The following is a 16,934-nucleotide window of genomic DNA, read 5'->3' as shown; positions in this document are numbered from 1 at the left end:
TCCCGGTGCGGGGGCTGGGTCTAGCCGCTTCGATCCTTTTGGAGAGGAGAACACGATGCGTCATCGACTCAAACCCATCGCGCTGGCCGGCCTGACGGTCGGCCTCACGCTGGCCGGGAGCGGCTATGCCGCGGAAATCACCGAGGCAGCAGCACCGGATGCAACGGCCTCCCTGAGCGAAGCCCCCGCGGCTGCCGAAGCGCTGCCCAGCGCGCCGGTCGTAGACGCAGTCCCGGCGGTGGATACGGAGGCACCGCCACCACCGCAGGTCGCCGAGGCCGCAGTCCCGCAGCAGGTCCAGGCCGAGACAGCGACCGAGGCGCCACCTGCCGGCGATCCGACGCCACCGGCGACCGAGCCCGCGACGGCCGCAGCCATCGTCCCCGAACCGGCTCCGGTGGTTGAACCCGTGCCGCCGGTACAGACGGTCGCCGAAGCACCAGCGACAGCCGCACCCGCAGCGGACGTACCGCCGCCAGCCCCGCAGTCCGCCGCCTCCAGCGAGCCACCGGTGACCAAACCGTCGCAACAACCGACCATGACGCTGCAGGAGGCCGCCGAAATCCTGGCGCCCGGCGTGCTGACCCCCAAGGGGACCTTTGTGCTGGATCCGTCGATCCAGTACTCGTATACGACCGGCAGCCGCGTTGCCCTTGTCGGCTACACCGTCATCCCGGCCGTCACGGTCGGCCTGATCGACATCCGCCAGGAAAACCGCTCCAGCTGGACTGCGGCGCTGACCGGCCGATACGGCCTGACCAGCCGGGCGGAAATCGAAATGCGTGTTCCCTACGTTTATTCGTCCGACGAGTCACTGGATCGCCCTTTCCTCAGCGGCTCGATCGATCCTTCGGTGTTCAACACCAAAGGCAGCGGCATCAGTGACGTTGAACTGGCGATGCGCTACCAGCTCAACCAGCCGCCGGCAGGCAGCCCCTACTATGTCGCAGCGGTACGCGCCAAATCGGATACCGGCAAAGGCACCTTCGATGTCCCGTACGACATCAAGACCGGCCTGCCGACCGAGCTGCCGACCGGCTCGGGCTTCTGGGGCTTGCAGGGCACGCTGTCGGCGATCGTGCCGTCGGACCCGGCCGTGTTTTTCGGCAGCTTCAGTTACATGTGGAACATCAAGAGCGACGTCAACAAGATCATCGCCTATCGCGTACCGGAAACCGACGGCACCGGCGCCATCTTGCCCAACCAGTTCACCATCAAGGAAGAACACATCGGTGAAGTCGACCCCGGCGATGTGTACGAAATCGCCTTCGGGATGGGGTTCGGGATCAATGAACGCAGCTCGTTCAGCCTGGCCTACGATCACAGCTTCATTACCAAGACCAAGATCAATGGCGAGATTCCCACCGGTTCGACCAATGTCCAGGTCGGCATCCTGCAACTGGGCTGGTCCTACCGGATCAGTGCCAGCACCACGGCCAACCTGACTTTGGGGGTTGGTACCACCGACTACTCGCCGGATGTCCAGCTCAGTTTCCGCCTGCCCATCACGTTCTAAATCGCCTTCGGGCACCGGCCCAAAAACAGGGGCTGGCAATCTGCCAGCCCCTGTTGTCTTACCTGCTACGCCGGTCGGAAACGTCAACGAATGCCACGAACCAGACCGGAATTCAACGAATCGAGCACCCGGTTGCCCAAGGCTTGGCTGAACGAGCTGGTCGATACGCTCACCACCGTCGTCGACTGGATCAAACGGTGATCCGCCGAGTTCTGGATCACCTGCACCGGCATCAGGTTGTTGGGCACGCTGATCAGCGTTACGGCTGTCGGTGCGGCTCCGCCGGGTGTCGTCGCCGCGTTGGCGCCCACGCTGATCGCAGCACCGGTCGGCAACGGAACCACCACTTGCGCCACACCACCCGCAGGCGATGCTGCCGGCAGCCCGCCTGCAAGCGCCGTGGTCACCGAGGCGGAAATGCCATCCGCCGAAGGCATGTTGCTCCATTTGAACGTCGTTGCCGCAAGCACTTGGCCGTCGATGGAAAGGGTGCGCTCGATGGCGAAAGCCACCGACAGACCACCGCCGACGTCGGCCCCTGCCCGGATTTCGGTCAACTGAGCTGGATCGATCCGAGCCGCATCGGCCAGGACGATGCGATCGGCATTGGGCGCGATCGCGGGTGCGGCCGGCGTATCGGTATGGCTCGCCAATTGCAGTACTTGCGTATCCACCACCAGCTCCGGCGCCGCCCGGTTGACCACAGCCGGCGAGGCAGCATCGACCTCGGCCAGCTGCACCGGCGCAACATTCGGCGGGGCGGCAAGCGGTACCGCAGTCATCATTTGCTCGGTTACTGGCGCGAATCCGTCCGCCCAGCCGCATTGCGCTGCGACAGTCAGCACGCAAAGGATCGCGGCGCGGATTCGGGTTGGAACATGTCTCATATGGAGAGCCCCATTGCGATGTGCTGTGCCGCGGTTTCCACCCGACTTCGCGCGCTAGAAACGGAAGTCGTTGGGCCTTGGCAAATTCAGACTGAAGTTCGCCAGATTGGGGGCAAAGAGGCCGGTCGACGCCGGCCCTTTGGTCACGGCGCCCCAATCGGCCACAGTGTTGAACCCGCTCTGTCCAACGCTCTTGTTGTTGAGGATCAGAAACGCGATCTGCCCCCACATTTTTTCAAATGCCGGGCGGGAGTACGACCTCACGCCCACGGCCGGATCACCGACGAGCACCCATTCGTCGGTGATGCCCTTGATCACCACGAAGTGCTTGTAGCCGCCCAAGTCCAGCACCACGATCGCGGGGACACCGACGGCGGCGAGATTGTCCAGAGACATTTTGAAGCCGTTTGCCTCGAACCCCTGGCTTTCCAGATAAGCCTTCATGTCCGCCATCGAGAAACCATACTTCTGGATCATCTCCTGATTGCCGTGCGAATACATGCCTTTGAACACCTGGGTCTCGTCCGTGGGAAACCCGTAGTGGTGATGCAGGAGCGTCGCCAGCGCCGCCGAACCACAGCTGAAGTCGTACTTCTGCCGCACCGTATTGAGAAACGCCTTTTCCTTGAACGTCGTCACATTGACCCGGAAGCTGTCGAAGGGCCCGGCCACCACCTCCATCGGTGCAGCCCGAACCGCTTGCCCGGTGCTCGCCAACACCAGTCCAATCACGCCCAGCTTCGTCATCCGCCGCATGAGTGCCTCCGTCTCTACACCGTCGCTATTGCACGGCAACGTTCAGGATGGTCGAGTTCTGGATCATCACCGAATTGCCCGTGTTCTGAATCACCGTGCCGATCCCGTTCATGCCCGCCAGTGCACCCGCACCCAAGGTATTGGCCCCCGATGCGACGTTTTCCAGTGCGCTGACCACGCTGCCGGTCTGTGCCGCGATATTGGCGGACGTCATCGTGTCTTTCAGCTGCACCCCGGCAGTGCCGGCGGTCCCTTGTTGCGCGGCCAGATCGTCAACGACCGCGAAGGTCGCCGGCAACACCAGTCTGTCCTGCGTGCCCGCTTGAAGACCGTCTTCTGGCACAGCGGCCCAGGCGCCGCTTGCAGCGACCAGCACCCACAGTACCGCGATAGTTGTCGTTGCCTTCATCACACCCCCATGCTGCGAGGACTACCACCCGGAGTGGTCGATCCCGTTATCCCGCTTACAACCGCTACCCATTCATCCGGTCGCAGCGCCACTAGCGCGCCTGCAACTGAATCTGGAGATTGGCCCCGACACTGATCTGTTGCTGAATCAGCGCGTTGTTGCCGGTATTGGCCGACACCACGCCCAGACCATTGATATTGATGCCGCTGATGTCGGTGTTGCCCGAGGTCATGAGAGGAACCGCCAGTTGCGGCCCAAGTGCGCTATTGGACGCACTGACCGTACCCAGCTGATTGACGTTGATCGAATTCGTATCGATATCGATCCGGTTGTTTTCCACTTTGGCCACCGGCGTTTCGGCCATTGCCATGGCAGACACCAGTGCCAAGCAGAGTGCAAAGCTGCGCATTGAATCCTCCTGCCGGTCGACAGTCGCGCTGCGGCGATTGCCTTTGAGGTCAACCGGCCGGGGCCAACGGCCCCGGCCGTACGCATGTCAACTCAAGCCATTGCCGTTACGGCAGGATGCTGGCGTTGATTTGCACGTTGTTTTGTTGCTGTTGCAGCGAACCGAGACCGGCGTTGTTTTGCAGCGCGCCAACACCGTTCACCGAAACGCCCTGCAGGTTGGCTGCACCCGAGGTCAGCGACACGACCGACAAGCCAGCACCGGCACCACCGGATGCATTGCTGCCAGCACCACCACCGTTACCGCCTTCACCGTTGCCAAGACCCAGACCCAGCAGCGCGCCGAGACCAAGGCCGACACCAGCACCGCCGCTACCGCCGCCAGCGCCGCTACCTGCATCGCCGCCACCGCTCTTGTTGGACGACCCCATCACCGGGAAGGCAAGCGCAGCGCCATACTGATCGGCGTCGATCTTGTTCTTGTTGGTGGTGATGGTGGTGTTCACCGTCGTGGTGTTGAACGAGTCGATCGCCTTGTACGAGGTATTGAACGAGTCGATCGTCTTGTTCGACGTATTGCCGACGTCCTTCCACGAAGCAGCCGTCGCACCATTGTTGGCCGAAACGCTACCGTTCTTGGCCGAGCTGTTGGACTCGTCGTGGCTATCGACTTTGGTCTTCACGTCGATATCGGTCTTGTTGGTGGTCTTCGTGTAGGTCTTGGTTGTGGTCTTGGTGTCGTTGTCACTGTTGGTCTTGGTCACCGTGGTGGTCTTGGTCTTGTCGTGCGAGTCGTTCGAAATGGCCAGACTGCCATCATCTGCAGCTGCGCTACCGAACACCGGCACTTGCGCCGTATTGTTCGAATTGTCATCCACGAAAGCCCATGCACCAGCAGCACCAAAGGCCATTGTCAGTCCAGCGATGATTGCAAGCTTTTTCATCACATTATCTCCTCAGACACGTGATCCCTTACGGGAAGAGTGCGCCCGATCCTTCGGGCACAGTCTTGACATTGCAACAGCCGTGCCAGCACGACAAAAACAACACAATACATTGAAAAACAAGGATATTTTACAGAAAACCGCAGACGAGGCACTTGGGCAGCACGTCGAGGACATGTTTCAAATCTGAAACATTCATCCGGGCCAGCAATCGTGCGGAACCGGTGGAACAAAGGCGCAGCAATGCTTTGCGGTGCCTTGGCTCGTCACGCTGGAAGGTGTTTCATAGTTGAGACGTTCGCGGACAACGGTCACCGTCAGCAGAATGCGGTGACCGGCCCCGTACGAAACGGGATGTCGGCGTGTTACGCGCTGCGGGTGCGCTTGGAAACGGAAACGATACGCGTGCCGGCGATGCGGTCCTGCAGCAGCAGACCTTCCCGGTCCAGCCACGCCCAGACAAACGGCGCGGTGAGCCATGCACTGCTCAGCCAGGCCCACGGCAGCCAGGCACGGTCATGCCAGGCCAGCACCCAGAGCGGTGCGCAAGGTAGATAGCACAGTGCCGACGCCAGGAAACGCACGATCAGCGCAGGCCAGGATGCACGGCTGCCTCCGGCGCCGTCCAGGCGCAAGCGCCAGGTTTTCATTGCCAGCGTCTGACCACCACGGCGCCAGCACAACATGAAATAGCCGAAAACGGCGGCAACCAGCACGGCGAAGTTCAACGCCCGCAAGCCGGCATTGGCCGACACGGCCGTCACCGCGGCACCGGTCAGGAGCTGAAACGCCAGCTGGTACACCACTTGCACCAGCAGGATGACCGGAATCAACAACAACAACTCGTACCACCAGGCGAAACAGCGTCGCCACCAGCCCGCCAGCGGCGGCACTTCAGTCTGCAAAGGAGCTACGTCGTTCAAGTTCAGTGTCCGCGTCGATGAGGGGTTGGCGCCGAGGCCACGGCACTTGCGGCGCGGCGCGTCTGCACCAGCTTTTCCCGCTGGGCCGGCGTCAGGCTCTGCCATTTGCGATAATTGTCACGCGCTTTGGCGCGCTGCTCCGGCGTCAGGGTCGCCCATTCGCCCAGACGGGCACGCAAGCGGGCTTGCTGCGCAGGGGTCAGCGTCGGGTACTGCTCGGCCAGCTTGGCCAGTCGGTCGCGCCGGTGCGCCGGCATGCTGGCCCATTCCTGTGCAAACGGCGCCAGCAGTTCCTGCGACTGGGTTGGCAGGTTTTGCCAGCTCGGCGCAGCCCAGGCAGGGAGTGCAATGAAGAGCAGCAGCAGGCTTAGCGCGATTCGGCGTGCCATGTATCGAAGTTTCCGTTGACGAGCATCTCCAGCGGAATCTCGTCGGTCAGCATTTGTTGGTCGAACGCGTACTCGGCCTCGCGCTGGTGCCAGTACCAGCCGGTACCGACCATCAGCACCAGACCGATCAACGCCGCCGCAGTCCAGCTGCGCGCATGCGCACGCTCCAGCAGCCACACCCCCGCTTCGGTCAAACGACCGCGCACCGAGCCGTGCCGGGCATGTGCAACCGCGTGACGCCGTGCGTCGGCCAAGCGTTTTGCCACGTGCGGCGATACCGGCGCGTCCGCAAGCTGGCGCAGCGGCGATTGCACCTTGCCCCGGCTTGCGGAAGGAATCTCTGAAGTCATCTGGGCCTCCTTTCAATCGGCCTGCCACTGCACGCCGTGCTGGCCCAGCCAGGCGGCGAGCGCATGCGTGGCGCGCGAGCAATGCGTCTTGACGCTGCCGTCCGAACACCCCATCACGGCGGCGGTCTCGGCAACGTCGAACTCCTCCCAGTAACGCAGCAGAAACGCTTCGCGTTGACGCGGCGGCAGCTTGGCGATCCCTTCCTCGATCAGCGCCATCACCCGCGCCTGATCGTGGATCGTTTCCGGGCTTGGCGAGGTCGGCTGGTTCGGCAGCCAGTCGAGCGGATCGTTCGCATCGGCATCCGCGTCGTCGGACTGGAAGCTCGACAGCAGCACCGTCCACCAGCTGCGGGTCTTCTGGCGCCGGTAATGGTCGCGGATCGCGTTCTGCAGGATGCGCTGGAACAGCAGCGGCAGTTCGGCCGCCGGCTTGCCGGCATAGCGTTCGGCCAGTCGCAGCATCGCGTCCTGCACCAGGTCGAGCGCAACGTCCTCGTTCTGGGTGGCGAACATCGCCTGCCTGAACGCGCGTTTTTCGACCTCGGCCAGGAAGGTGGCGAGTTCAGCTTGCGTCGCCAGAGCCCTCTCCTTGGCCGGGTTTGAAAACGTGCGGGGATGCTAGCAAAGCACCGTTGACGAGGCCAGAAAAACTTGCCAAGCCAGCCCTGTTCGGCTAACTTCATCAGCTCACCCAATCCAGATCAGTGTCGGTCGCCGAAGTGGCAATCGACACACCGAATGGCACCGCCCGCGCAACACACCGCAGTCGTCCCCAACTCGGGCCACAAGCCCGATCCAAGGCGGCCCGCCCGGTAAAAGAACTCGGATTTGCGGCATGGCCGATCGTCGAGGATCTCGAATGATGCATTACCACGCATCGTTCCGAACCGCCCGCACGCCCGCGGACGATTCAACGGACCCGAAGACTAAGCGTGTCAGCAAGTTCAACCCTGGATGGCAGGAGCTATCTAAAACATTTCACTTCGTTGTGAGGGTGATCCCATGGAAATCTCAGGCGCTGAGATCGTCACCCGCTGTCTGCAGGAAGAAGGCGTTGAATTCGTCTTCGGCTACCCAGGCGGCGCGGTTCTGGAAATCTACGACGCAATCTTCAAGCAAGACCAGTTCAAGCACGTGCTCGTCCGGCACGAGCAGGCCGCGGTGCACGCCGCCGACGCCTACTCGCGTTCGAGCAACAAGGTCGGTGTGGCGCTCGTCACCTCCGGCCCCGGTGCCACCAATGCCATTACCGGCATCGCCACCGCCTACATGGACTCGATCCCGATGGTCGTCCTGTCGGGCCAGGTCGGCACGCCGGTGATCGGTTCGGACGCGTTCCAGGAAGTCGACATGGTTGGCTGCTCGCGTCCGATCGTGAAACACAACTTCCTCGTGAAGGACGTGCGCGACCTCGCCGCCACCTTCAAGAAGGCGTTCTACATTGCCGCCACCGGCCGCCCCGGTCCGGTGGTCATCGACATCCCCAAGGATGTGACGATGACCAAGTGCGTGTTCGAATACCCGAAATCGGTATCGATCCGCAGCTACAACCCGCCGACCAAGGGCCATCCGGGCCAGATCAAGAAAGCCGCGCAGCTCCTGAGCGAGGCCAAGCGCCCGTTCATCTACGTCGGCGGTGGTGCGGTTCAGGGCGGCGCCGGTGACCTCGTCACCGAGCTCGTCAAGCACCTGAATGTGCCGTGTACCAATACCCTGATGGGCCTCGGTGCCCTTGACGGTACCGACCCGAACTTCGTCGGCATGCTCGGCATGCACGGCACCTACGAAGCCAACCTGGCGATGCAGTACTGCGACGTGCTGATCGCGATCGGCGCGCGCTTCGACGACCGCGTCATCTCGGTGCCGAGCCAGTTCCTGTCGAACCCGAAGAAGATCGTCCACATCGACGTCGATCCGAGTTCGATTGCCAAGCGCGTCAAGGTCGACGTGCCCATCGTCGGCGACGTCAAGCACGTGCTGACCGACCTAATCGCGGTGCTGAAGGAAACCGGCCTCAAGCCGAACCCCGACGCGCTCGGCCAGTGGTGGCAGCAGATCGACGAATGGCGCAAACCGAACTGCCTGCTGTACACGCCGTCGACCGAGGTCATCAAACCGCAGCACGTGATCGAAACGCTGTGGAAAGTGACCAATGGCGAAGCCATCGTCACGTCCGACGTCGGCCAGCACCAGATGTGGGCGGCGCAGTACTACAAGTTCCGTCGTCCCAAGCAGTGGATCAACTCGGGCGGCCTCGGCACCATGGGCTTCGGCCTGCCGGCCGCGATGGGCGCGCAGCTCGCCAACCCGGATGCGCAGGTGGCCTGCGTGACCGGTGAAGGCTCGATCCAGATGAACATCCAGGAACTGTCGACCTGCAAGCAGTACCACACCCCGGTGAAGGTGCTGAGCCTGAACAACCGCTACCTCGGCATGGTCCGGCAGTGGCAGGAGTTCTTCTACGGCACGCGCTACTCCGAGTCGTACATGGACGCCCTGCCCGACTTCGTGAAGATCGCCGAGGCCTACGGTCACGTCGGCTTCAAGGTCGAGAACCCGGCCGACGTCGAGCCGGTGCTGAAGGAAGCCTTCGGCCCGTCGCTGAAGGAACGACTGGTGTTCATCGACTTCCGTACCGACCAGACCGAGAACGTGTTCCCGATGATCCAGAACGGCAAGGGCCTGAACCAGATGGACCTGCCGGCCCACATGCGCGGCATGCAGCAGGTGCCGTTCGACAACAACCGTGATTACGGCAATCTCGCTTAAGGAGGAACGAACATGCGACACATTCTTTCCGTCCTGATCGAGAACGAAGCCGGCGCGCTGTCGCGCGTCACCGGGCTGTTTTCGGCACGCGGCTACAACATCGACTCGCTGACGGTGCAAACCACCGAAGATGCGACGCTCTCACGCATGACGATCGTCACCCACGGTTCGGACGACGTGATCGAGCAGATCACCAAGCAGCTCAACAAGCTGATCGAAGTGGTCAAGGTGATCGACCTGAACGAGGCCGAGCACATCGAGCGCGAACTGATGCTGATCAAGGTGCGCGCCACCGGCAAGGACCGCGACGAGATGAAGCGGATGGCGGAAATCTTCCGCGGCCGCATCATCGACGTGACCGAAAAGAGCTACACGATCGAACTGACCGGTGCCGGCGACAAGCTCGACGCCTTCATCAAAGCGATCGACCCGGCAGTGATCCTTGAAACCGTCCGTACCGGTGCCTCGGGCATCGGCCGCGGCGAGCGCATCCTGCGCGTCTGAAACCATTTGCGCGAGGCGTGCGGGCCGGACGGATCCGCCCGGCGCCTTGCCCCCAATCTCACAGGAGTGAATTCCATGGCACTGAACGTTTTCTACGACAAAGATTGTGACATCTCGATCATCCGCGGCAAGAAAGTCGCGATCATCGGCTACGGCTCGCAAGGCCACGCCCACGCCTGCAACCTGAAGGATTCGGGCGTCGACGTCACCGTCGGCCTGCGCGCCGGTTCGGCGACCGTGAAGAAAGCCGAAGCCCACGGCCTGAAGGTCACCGACGTGAAGACCGCCGTTGCCGGCGCCGACGTGGTCATGATCCTGACCCCGGACGAATTCCAGTCGCAGCTGTACAAGAACGAAATCGAGCCGAACATCAAGCAGGGCGCCACGCTGGCGTTCGCACACGGCTTCGCGATCCATTACAACCAGGTCGTGCCGCGCAAGGATCTGGACGTGATCATGGTTGCACCGAAGGCCCCGGGCCACACCGTGCGTTCCGAGTTCGTCCGTGGCGGCGGCGTGCCTGACCTGATCGCGATCTTCCAGGACGCGTCGGGCAAGGCCAAGCAGACCGCACTGTCGTACGCTTCGGGCGTCGGCGGTGGCCGTACCGGCATCATCGAAACCACCTTCAAGGACGAAACCGAAACCGACCTGTTCGGCGAACAGGCCGTGCTGTGCGGTGGCGCCGTCGAGCTGGTGAAGATGGGTTACGAAACCCTGGTCGAAGCGGGCTACGAGCCGGAAATGGCCTACTTCGAATGCCTGCACGAGCTGAAGCTGATCGTCGACCTGATGTTCGAAGGCGGCATCGCCAACATGAACTACTCGATCTCCAACAATGCCGAATACGGTGAATACGTGACCGGCCCGAAGGTGATCAACGAGGAATCGCGCAAGGCCATGCGCCAGGCGCTGAAGAACATCCAGACCGGCGAATACGCCAAGCAGTTCATTCTGGAAGGCCAGACCAACTACGCATCGATGACCGCAGCCCGTCGCAACAACGCGGCACACGGCATCGAAGTCGTCGGCGCCAAGCTGCGCGCGATGATGCCGTGGATCCAGGCCAACAAGATCGTCGACCAGTCGAAGAACTGATCCGGATTCGACGCATCATCCGAAACGGCCAGCCTTCGCTGGCCGTTTTTTTTTGTCCGGAGGCCCCGCATGTATCCGCAGCTAGACACCCCGCGCCTGTCGCTCGGCGTGTTCAATCCGGAGGATGCATCCCGGGTACAGGCGCTCGCCGGCGTGTTCGAGGTCGCCGATACCACCGCTTCGATCCCGCATCCCTATCCGGATGGCGTTGCCGCGGCATGGATCGCCCAGCATCCGGCGTTCTGGGCTGCGGGATTATCGTTGTCGCTGGCCATCCGCCGCCGCGACGACGGGCTACTGCTCGGCGCCATCGGCTTACAGAGCCTCGACAGCGTCCCCGAGCTCGGCTACTGGCTGGGCCTGCCGTTCTGGGGCCGGGGCTATGCGACCGAGGCCGCAGCGGCCCTGTGCGATTTCACCTTTGCCAGTCTGCCGGTCAACCTGCTCGTCGGTCGCCATCTGGCGCGCAATCCCGCGTCCGGCCGGGTCATGCAAAAGCTGGGCATGCAAGATGCCGGCGAATCGCAAGCTGTCGTTCGCGGTCGGCATCATGAAGCCGTCGTCCATTACCGGATCGAGCGCACGGCATGGCAAAGACTTCGCCAAACTGACGACAAGCCGACCATAACAGTTTGACCATGAAACGGGCGTAACACCCTCGGGAAATCACCAATGTCGGGACTGTCGGGACGGGCCTAGAGTCCGCCGATCCCTCCCCGGACCGCCCCGCTGCGCCCACCTACCCGGCGGAGCATCGCCCAGCGGTCCAGCTGACCCTATCGGGTTTCTGCCAAGTGATCCCGTCCACCGGGCCACGGCCCGCGGCCGTCGCCCTTGCAGAAGTTGCCCCGTCATGAGTCTTTTCCGCACCAAAAACATCGATGCGCTGATCGCATCCACCGCCGGCAACGCCGGCGGCCTCAAGCGCGTGCTCGGCCCCGTCGACCTTGTCCTCATGGGCATCGGCGCCATCATCGGCACCGGCATTTTCGTGCTGACCGGTACCGGCGCACTGACCGCCGGCCCGGCACTGACACTGTCCTTCGTCGTCGCGGCCATGGCCTGCGGCTTTGCCGCGCTGTGCTATGCCGAATTCGCCTCGGCGATCCCGGTTTCCGGCTCGGTCTACACCTATTCCTACGCCACGCTCGGCGAAATCGTCGCCTGGATGATCGGCTGGGACCTGATGCTCGAATACGGCCTGGCCGCGTCGGCGGTCTCGGTCGGCTGGTCCGGTTACTTCCAGTCGCTGATCGGCGGCTTCGGCATTCATCTGCCGACGCTGCTGACCGCCGCTCCGGGCGCCGTTCCCGGCGAAACCACGCTGTTCAACCTGCCGGCCTTCGTCATCATGCTGGCGATCACCGCCTTGCTGTCGATCGGCGTGCAGGGCTTTGCCAAGCTGAACAACCTGATGGTAGCGATCAAGGTCGGCATCGTGCTGCTGTTCATCGTCGTCGGCATCGGCTATGTCAAACCGTCGAACTGGGCGCCGTTCATGCCGTTCGGCTTCTCCGGCGTCTTCAGCGCCGCGGCGCTGGTGTTCTTCGCCTTCATCGGTTTCGACGCGGTCACCTCGGCGGCCGAGGAAGTGAAGAACCCGAAGCGCGACCTGCCGATCGGCATCATCGGCTCGCTGGCGGTCTGCACCATTCTCTACGTCATCGTCTCGGCGATCATGACCGGCATCGTGCCGTATCCGAAGTTCGCCGGCGTCGACCATCCGGTCTCGCTGGCGCTGCAGTACGCCGGGCAGAACTGGGTCGCCGGCTTCATCGACCTCGGCGCCATCCTCGGCATGACCACGGTGATTCTGGTGATGGCTTACGGCCAGAGCCGGGTGATCTTCGCGATGAGCCGCGACGGCCTGCTGCCGCCGGTGCTGTCGAAGGTCCACCCGCGCTTCTCGACGCCGTTCGTCACCACCTGGCTCATCGGCATCGTCTTCTCGCTGTTTGCCGCACTGGTGCCGCTGAACGTTCTGGCCGAGCTGATCAACATCGGCACGCTGGCCGCGTTCACGCTGATTTCGATCGCCGTGCTGGTGCTGCGCAAGACCAAGCCGGATCTGCACCGTGCCTTCCGCTGCCCCGGCGTTCCCTTCGTGCCACTGCTGGCCGTCGGTTTCTGCGTGTTCCTGATGCTCAATCTGCAGTCCATCACCTGGATGGCGTTCGGCATCTGGCTGAGCATCGGCTTCATCGTCTACTTCGCCTACGCCCGTCGGCGCTCGCTGTTGCACCCGCGCTGATCACCTCATGCAACGCCGAAGCCGCCCGAGAACACCCGGCGGCTTTTTTTACGTCCAGCGAAAGCGGCTTTTATTTTTCTATGGGGAAAGTACTGCTATAGAGATACGAAAGGGACAAGAAGTTTTCATGCAAACAAAAGCATGGCACGGCCATTGGCAATGACAAAGCACATCGTCAATTTCCGCCGGATGCAATGTGTCCCGTTGTCGACCCTCGCTCAGGAACGCATATGGACCAACGCATCTGCGCCGTGCCGCTCACGGCCATGGCTTTCTCGTGCCAGCTCGCCTTCGCCGCTCCCCCGCCCGCCAAACCGAAGCCCAAGACCCAGATCGAACAGCTCAAGCAAGCCAACCAGCAACAGGCCGCCAAGCTCGCCGCGCTGGACAGCCAGATCCAGTCATTGCAGAAGATGGTCGGCGAGCTGAACAGCAAGCTCGGCCTCGCGACCGCAGCAGCGGCCCCGGCAGCCGCACAGGTCGCACGCAATCCGACCGCGCCGGCCGCCGTTGCCAGTACGGGCCAGAATACGGCAGCAGGCGCCGTGCCCCCGCCGCGACCGGTGCTGCCACCACTCCCGCCAGCACCGGAGAGCAAAACGTCCGGCGACGCCCCGAAAAGCGTCGAGGACATTTACCAGACCGCCAGCGGCTTCAACTCGAGCAGCCGTTACTCGTTCGAAGCCGGGCTGACCTACAGCCACTTCGATACCCGCGAGCTGAAACTCAGCGGCTTTCTGGCGCTGGATTCGATCTTCCTCGGCAACATCAACCTCGACCGGACCAAGCAGGACACCTATACGCTGGATCTGACCGGCCGCTACTCGCCCACGCCGCGCTGGCAATTCGAAATCAATGCGCCGATCGTCGCGCGCAATGCCGACTATTTTTCGGGCGGAGCCGGTGGCGCGGGGACGTCGGTGTCGGAAGGCTCGACATCGCGGTCACCCCGCCTCGGCGACGTCAGCGTCGGGGTCGCCTACAAGGTCTTCCAGGAAACGCTGGAGATCCCGGACACGACGGCCAGCCTGAACCTGCGCACGCCGACGGGCAAGGCACCCTACGGCATCAAGCTCCAGGAAGTCGCCAACAGCAACGGCAACCTGATGATTCCGACCGAACTGCCGACCGGCAACGGCGCCTGGGGGCTTACCGCGGGCCTCGCGGTAGTGAAGACGGTCGATCCGGCGGTGATCTTCGCCAACATCGGTTACACCTACTACTTCAAGAACAGCTACGACGACATCAGCTCGAACATCGATACCACGCAACCTGGCGAAGTGCAGCAGGGCAGCAGCATCCAGTTCGGTGCCGGCACGGCGTTTGCGCTCAACGAAAAACTCAGCCTCGGTTTGTCCTACTCGCAGCAGCTGGTCAACAAGAGTCGCGTCCGTTCCGAAGGTGGTCCGTGGAACGATGTCACCGGCAGCGACGCCAACGTGGCCAACTTCAACGTCGGCATGACCTACGCCATCAACAAGAATCTGTCCGTCATTCCCAACCTGGCCATCGGCCTGACGCCGGAAGCGGCCAACTACGCCGTCTCGGTGAAGATGCCGTACAACTTCTAGCCGCCAGCCCGGCCCGCGGTACGCCGCACCAAGGAGAGACAGCGTGAGCATCGCAGACAAATTCCTGTTCCAGGTCGGCGGAAGCGTCAAGGAACCCTGGCATTCGGTGCTGAGCGCATCGGGCTGGCAGGTGATGCACATTCCGGACGTCCAGCGACTGGCCGGGGTACGCCATGTCGGGAACGCGACAGCCGGGCTGATTTATGTCGACGAACAGTTGCTGCCCAGGCTCACCAAGCTTGCCCCGCATTTTGCCAAGCATGACCTGGCGTGGATTCTGCTGGTCGAACAACGACTGGTCGGCAGCCCTGCCGTGGCACGATTCATCGACGAGTTCTGCTATGACTATCACAGCCTGCCGGTGAATCCCGGCGTACTGATCGTCACGCTCGGCCGCGCCCACGGCATGGTGACGCTGCACCGCAGTCAGCAGGCCAGCGAGGACGAAGTCCAGAGCGAAATCATCGGTGAGCACCCGAGCATCCAGCGCATCCGCCGGGATATCCGCAAGATCGCGCCAACCGACGTCAACGTCCTGATCAGCGGCGAATCCGGCACCGGCAAGGAACTGATCGCCCGGGCACTGCACCAGCAATCGCCACGTGCCGATGCGTCGTTCATCGCAGTCAACTGTGGCAGCCTGCCCGCGAATCTGGTGCAGTCCGAGCTTTTCGGGCACGAACGTGGCGCCTTCACCGGTGCCTCGGAAAAACGCATCGGCCGGATCGAGGCCGCCAACAAGGGTACGCTTTTCCTCGATGAAATCGGCGACATGACCTTCGACACCCAGGTCAATCTGCTGCGCTTCCTGCAGGAAGGCATCATCGATCGCGTCGGCGGCAATACGCCGATCGCGGTCAACGCCAGAGTCATTTCGGCAACACATGTCGACTTGCCGAAAGCGATCGCGCTGGGGCGTTTTCGCGAGGACTTGTTCTACCGTCTCAACGTCTGCCGCCTGCATTTGCCGCCGCTGCGCGAACGGCATAGCGACATCCTGCCGATTGCCCACTACCTGCTCGACTTCCATGCAGGCCGGCTCGGTGTGCCGCGAAAGCGGCTCTCGACCGAAGCAGGCCGCGCCATGGTCAGCTATTCATGGCCGGGGAACGTACGCGAATTGACTAACCGGATCTGTCAGGGGCTGGTGATGGCCAGCACCAGGAACATCAAGCCCCAGGACATGGGGCTGAACCCGAGCGCCCCCTTCGAGGGCAGGACACTGGAAAAGGTACGCAAGGAGGCTGAGCGTGATGCCGTGCGTATGGCGCTGGCGCTTCACAATGGCAGCAACGTCAAGGCAGCGCAGGAGCTGGGGGTGTCGCGGGCAACGTTTTACCGGCTGATGCAGCGGCACTTGGGCGTCCCCCTGCCGGCCGAAGCGGGAGACGCGCTTGATGTGCCCCATGAAGGCGGCGAAACCGGGGAGGGGGCCGGACCTTAGCCCCCTCGCGCTTCAGCGTAACCCTTGGGTCAACGACGGAATCCAGTTGTCGCCGGCGCCCCGGCCGATGGCCCCGGGCTTCAGCCCGATGACGATCTGCATCGCATTGTTCACGGTCATCCCGTTTCCCTTGATCATCGATACCTGCGACAGCTTGCCACCGCCAATCGATTGCGATGCGACGCCGGCCAAGCCACCACTGACCGAGAGCGTGAGCGCATCGCCGATCTCCGGCACCAGCGTCGGCACGATCTGCCAGCCTTCGGACGCCGAGGGCGCCGCCTTGATCTCGCCTTCGGTCAGATGGATCTGCGCAAGGTTGTTGGCGATGTTGCCCGAGCCCGCAACCTGATTGACCTGCGCAACACCCTTGACGTCGACCGGCTGCGCCACGCTGGCAACGCCACTGACGGCACCCTTTGACGCATCGTTCAGCTGATAGCGGCTCACCGTGAGCGACCGGTCCGGACCGACATCCAGCGCCACGGCACCGCCAATGCGCGAGCCATCCGGCCGGGTCCAGACCGATGCGAGCTGCACCCCGAAGTGCAGGACTTCGCCAGCGCTGATGTAACGCCCCCGCAGCTCGGCCAGAGCCTGGTCATCCAGCGCCGAAAACCCCAGCGGGCTGGCTGCCGGTGGCGCTGCAAACAGAGGGGCCATGGCCGACGCGGCGACGATGCCCAACCAGTAACGCTTGTCCATAATGCCC

18 protein-coding genes are annotated in these 16,934 nt (G+C 62.9%); 8 read left to right on the top strand and 10 right to left on the bottom strand.

Annotation, left to right across the window (positions count from 1 at the left end; all coding sequences use genetic code 11):
* Positions 1–55: 55 nt before the first annotated feature.
* Entirely contained in the window at positions 56–1,516 is a 1,461-nt protein-coding gene (locus JMJ54_RS17180; RefSeq protein WP_203539787.1) for a hypothetical protein, read from the top strand.
* A gap of 83 nt (positions 1,517–1,599) precedes the next feature.
* On the opposite strand, the gene JMJ54_RS17175 is transcribed toward JMJ54_RS17180, so the two are convergent.
* From JMJ54_RS17175 to JMJ54_RS17135, 9 genes are all read right to left on the bottom strand, one after another.
* Entirely contained in the window at positions 1,600–2,256 is a 657-nt protein-coding gene (locus JMJ54_RS17175; protein WP_203539786.1) for a hypothetical protein, read from the bottom strand.
* Between the two features lie 201 nt (positions 2,257–2,457).
* Entirely contained in the window at positions 2,458–3,159 is a 702-nt protein-coding gene (locus JMJ54_RS17170; RefSeq protein ID WP_203539785.1) for a C39 family peptidase, read from the bottom strand.
* Between the two features lie 25 nt (positions 3,160–3,184).
* A complete protein-coding gene (locus JMJ54_RS17165; RefSeq protein WP_203539784.1) occupies positions 3,185–3,571 on the bottom strand; it encodes a hypothetical protein in 387 nt (128 codons plus the stop codon).
* 88 nt (positions 3,572–3,659) lie between these two features.
* Positions 3,660–3,977 (bottom strand): hypothetical protein, encoded by a 318-nt coding sequence (locus JMJ54_RS17160; RefSeq protein WP_203539783.1) that lies wholly within the window; start codon positions 3,975–3,977, stop codon positions 3,660–3,662.
* A gap of 106 nt (positions 3,978–4,083) precedes the next feature.
* Positions 4,084–4,920, bottom strand: a complete 837-nt coding sequence (locus JMJ54_RS17155) for a hypothetical protein (RefSeq protein WP_203539782.1) — start codon at positions 4,918–4,920, stop codon at positions 4,084–4,086.
* A gap of 365 nt (positions 4,921–5,285) precedes the next feature.
* Positions 5,286–5,843, bottom strand: a complete 558-nt coding sequence (locus JMJ54_RS17150) for an RDD family protein (RefSeq protein WP_203539781.1) — start codon at positions 5,841–5,843, stop codon at positions 5,286–5,288.
* Positions 5,844–5,845: 2 nt separating this feature from the next.
* Complete coding sequence (locus JMJ54_RS17145; protein ID WP_203539780.1) at positions 5,846–6,232, bottom strand: DUF3106 domain-containing protein; 387 nt, start codon at positions 6,230–6,232, stop codon at positions 5,846–5,848.
* Entirely contained in the window at positions 6,211–6,582 is a 372-nt protein-coding gene (locus JMJ54_RS17140) for a DUF3619 family protein (RefSeq protein WP_203539779.1), read from the bottom strand. The genes JMJ54_RS17145 and JMJ54_RS17140 overlap by 22 nt, the downstream gene beginning before the upstream one ends.
* A gap of 12 nt (positions 6,583–6,594) precedes the next feature.
* Entirely contained in the window at positions 6,595–7,164 is a 570-nt protein-coding gene (locus JMJ54_RS17135) for an RNA polymerase sigma factor (RefSeq protein ID WP_203539832.1), read from the bottom strand.
* Positions 7,165–7,587: 423 nt separating this feature from the next.
* Here JMJ54_RS17135 and ilvB point away from each other — a divergent pair, with 423 nt between their 5' ends.
* The 7 genes from ilvB (at position 7,588) to JMJ54_RS17100 (ending at position 16,222) form a co-directional block, all read left to right on the top strand.
* Complete coding sequence (gene ilvB / locus JMJ54_RS17130) at positions 7,588–9,354, top strand: biosynthetic-type acetolactate synthase large subunit (protein ID WP_203539778.1); 1,767 nt, start codon at positions 7,588–7,590, stop codon at positions 9,352–9,354.
* A 12-nt stretch (positions 9,355–9,366) separates the two neighbouring features.
* On the top strand, positions 9,367–9,858 hold the full coding sequence (gene ilvN / locus JMJ54_RS17125) for an acetolactate synthase small subunit (protein WP_203539777.1): 492 nt from the start codon (positions 9,367–9,369) through the stop codon (positions 9,856–9,858).
* A gap of 81 nt (positions 9,859–9,939) precedes the next feature.
* On the top strand, positions 9,940–10,956 hold the full coding sequence (gene ilvC, locus JMJ54_RS17120; protein ID WP_189461796.1) for a ketol-acid reductoisomerase: 1,017 nt from the start codon (positions 9,940–9,942) through the stop codon (positions 10,954–10,956).
* A 69-nt stretch (positions 10,957–11,025) separates the two neighbouring features.
* Positions 11,026–11,592 (top strand): GNAT family N-acetyltransferase, encoded by a 567-nt coding sequence (locus JMJ54_RS17115; protein WP_203539776.1) that lies wholly within the window; start codon positions 11,026–11,028, stop codon positions 11,590–11,592.
* A gap of 217 nt (positions 11,593–11,809) precedes the next feature.
* Complete coding sequence (bcaP, locus tag JMJ54_RS17110; protein WP_203539775.1) at positions 11,810–13,207, top strand: branched-chain amino acid transporter BcaP; 1,398 nt, start codon at positions 11,810–11,812, stop codon at positions 13,205–13,207.
* Between the two features lie 230 nt (positions 13,208–13,437).
* Positions 13,438–14,778 carry a transporter gene (locus JMJ54_RS17105; RefSeq protein WP_203539774.1) on the top strand — a complete coding sequence of 447 codons (1,341 nt, stop codon included), beginning with the start codon at positions 13,438–13,440 and terminating at the stop codon, positions 14,776–14,778.
* Between the two features lie 43 nt (positions 14,779–14,821).
* On the top strand, positions 14,822–16,222 hold the full coding sequence (locus JMJ54_RS17100; RefSeq protein WP_203539773.1) for a sigma-54 dependent transcriptional regulator: 1,401 nt from the start codon (positions 14,822–14,824) through the stop codon (positions 16,220–16,222).
* A gap of 12 nt (positions 16,223–16,234) precedes the next feature.
* On the opposite strand, the gene JMJ54_RS17095 is transcribed toward JMJ54_RS17100, so the two are convergent.
* Positions 16,235–16,927 carry a hypothetical protein gene (locus JMJ54_RS17095; RefSeq protein ID WP_203539772.1) on the bottom strand — a complete coding sequence of 231 codons (693 nt, stop codon included), beginning with the start codon at positions 16,925–16,927 and terminating at the stop codon, positions 16,235–16,237.
* Positions 16,928–16,934 lie beyond the last annotated feature (7 nt).

The organism is Jeongeupia naejangsanensis (genome assembly GCF_016865585.1).
Classification (GTDB): domain Bacteria; phylum Pseudomonadota; class Gammaproteobacteria; order Burkholderiales; family Chitinibacteraceae; genus Jeongeupia; species Jeongeupia naejangsanensis.
This window is presented reverse-complemented; position numbering and strand designations above follow the sequence as displayed.

Bases quoted from the DNA above. Each gene is read 5' to 3' on its own strand.
- JMJ54_RS17180 (WP_203539787.1), top strand. From the start codon at position 56: ATGCGTCATCGACTCAAACCCATCGCGCTGGCCGGCCTGACGGTCGGC.
- JMJ54_RS17170 (WP_203539785.1), bottom strand. From the start codon at position 3,159: ATGCGGCGGATGACGAAGCTGGGCGTGATTGGACTGGTGTTGGCGAGC.
- JMJ54_RS17160 (WP_203539783.1), bottom strand. From the start codon at position 3,977: ATGCGCAGCTTTGCACTCTGCTTGGCACTGGTGTCTGCCATGGCAATG.
- JMJ54_RS17155 (WP_203539782.1), bottom strand. From the start codon at position 4,920: ATGAAAAAGCTTGCAATCATCGCTGGACTGACAATGGCCTTTGGTGCT.
- JMJ54_RS17145 (WP_203539780.1), bottom strand. From the start codon at position 6,232: ATGGCACGCCGAATCGCGCTAAGCCTGCTGCTGCTCTTCATTGCACTC.
- JMJ54_RS17140 (WP_203539779.1), bottom strand. From the start codon at position 6,582: ATGACTTCAGAGATTCCTTCCGCAAGCCGGGGCAAGGTGCAATCGCCG.
- ilvB (WP_203539778.1), top strand. From the start codon at position 7,588: ATGGAAATCTCAGGCGCTGAGATCGTCACCCGCTGTCTGCAGGAAGAA.
- ilvN (WP_203539777.1), top strand. From the start codon at position 9,367: ATGCGACACATTCTTTCCGTCCTGATCGAGAACGAAGCCGGCGCGCTG.
- JMJ54_RS17115 (WP_203539776.1), top strand. From the start codon at position 11,026: ATGTATCCGCAGCTAGACACCCCGCGCCTGTCGCTCGGCGTGTTCAAT.
- bcaP (WP_203539775.1), top strand. From the start codon at position 11,810: ATGAGTCTTTTCCGCACCAAAAACATCGATGCGCTGATCGCATCCACC.
- JMJ54_RS17105 (WP_203539774.1), top strand. From the start codon at position 13,438: ATGGACCAACGCATCTGCGCCGTGCCGCTCACGGCCATGGCTTTCTCG.
- JMJ54_RS17095 (WP_203539772.1), bottom strand. From the start codon at position 16,927: ATGGACAAGCGTTACTGGTTGGGCATCGTCGCCGCGTCGGCCATGGCC.